Below are 1,187 nucleotides of genomic sequence, written 5' to 3'. Positions count from 1 at the left end.
AGCGTCGGGATGCCGCGCTGATTGGCGATCTTCGACACGTCGGTCGGCTCGATGCCGAGGATGCGGTGACCGCCTTTCTGGAAGTTCGAATCAGCGTGCCGTCATTGGACCCGATATCGATCGCCAGATCGTCCTTGGTCAGGCCCAGCATCTGCGAGGCTTCGGCGTAGAGATTGGCGAAGTTCTCGCGCAGGATGCGGGTCATGCCGCTGGTGTAGGGATATTCCGGCGGGAAGATGATGACCGGGTCGACGGCGACGCCGAGCTGCACCAGTTCGCAGTTCGGGCAGTACAGCAGATTGGTCGGAAACCAGATCTGCTGCTTCTGGACGGCGCCGACCGGGACCATCTGGTTGACGGGGGGCATGTAGCCCAGCGACAGCACGGTCTCGAGATCTTCATGGCCGCAGATCTGGCAGCATTCGACCGGGACGCTTCCGCCGCTACCGGCACCACGCGCGACTTTTTTGGGAAACACCGCAGAAACTCCTGTGGAATGGGTCGGAGTGGAAAGGGTTAGGTGGAAGGGATCAAGTTCGTAGCGAACAAGGTCAGGCCTTGGGCGCCAGATGCTGGTTGGCCCAATACCAGTCGAGCGTCGGACCGAGGCCCTGCGCCAGTGGCACCTTGGGTTGATAACCGAGCTTAGCGAGCTTGCCGATATCGGGGCAGCGGCGCTCGGTGCCGCCGGCCGGCGCCGGCCGTTCGATCAGTTCGATCTCGCGTCCCGCATGGGCGGCGACGCGGGTGGCGAGATCGGCGATGGTGATCTCTTCCAGCGTGCCGACATGATAGATGCCGAGATGCTCGCCTTTGTCGCGCATCACCAGCACGCCGGCGACGAGATCGTCGACATGGCAGAAGCTGCGGGTCTGCAGGCCGTTACCCTGCATTTCGAAAGGCAGCTTGCCGTCCGGATGCTTGGCGGCGACGTCCTTCACTCGCTTGGCGAATTGCGGAACGACGTGCTCCCAGCCCATGTCGGGACCGTAGACATTGTGCGGCCGGAAGATCAGCACGCGGTCGAAGAATTTGCGGCCGTAATTGATCGCCATCAGCTCGCTGATGATCTTGCCGCCGCCATANGAGTAGCGCGGGTTGGTGGGATCGGGCACCAGCAGCGGCGCGGTCTCGTCGGTCGGGACCTGCGGCGGCGTCTGGTACACTTCCGAGCTCGAGGCAGGATC

The 1,187-nt window shown here is 63.1% G+C and carries 1 protein-coding gene and 1 pseudogene; both read right to left on the bottom strand.

Going from position 1 to position 1,187, the window contains the following annotated elements:
• Window positions 1-478 (bottom strand): annotated as a pseudogene (locus tag I5M_RS07240) (hypothetical protein); the annotation flags it as partial.
• A 73-nt stretch (window positions 479-551) separates the two neighbouring features.
• A partial coding sequence (locus tag I5M_RS07235) for an NAD(P)-dependent oxidoreductase (protein WP_022720789.1) occupies window positions 552-1,187 on the bottom strand: 636 nt, incomplete at its 5' end.

Source organism: Rhodopseudomonas sp. B29, from assembly GCF_000333455.1.
Lineage (GTDB): Bacteria > Pseudomonadota > Alphaproteobacteria > Rhizobiales > Xanthobacteraceae > Rhodopseudomonas.
This window is presented reverse-complemented; position numbering and strand designations above follow the sequence as displayed.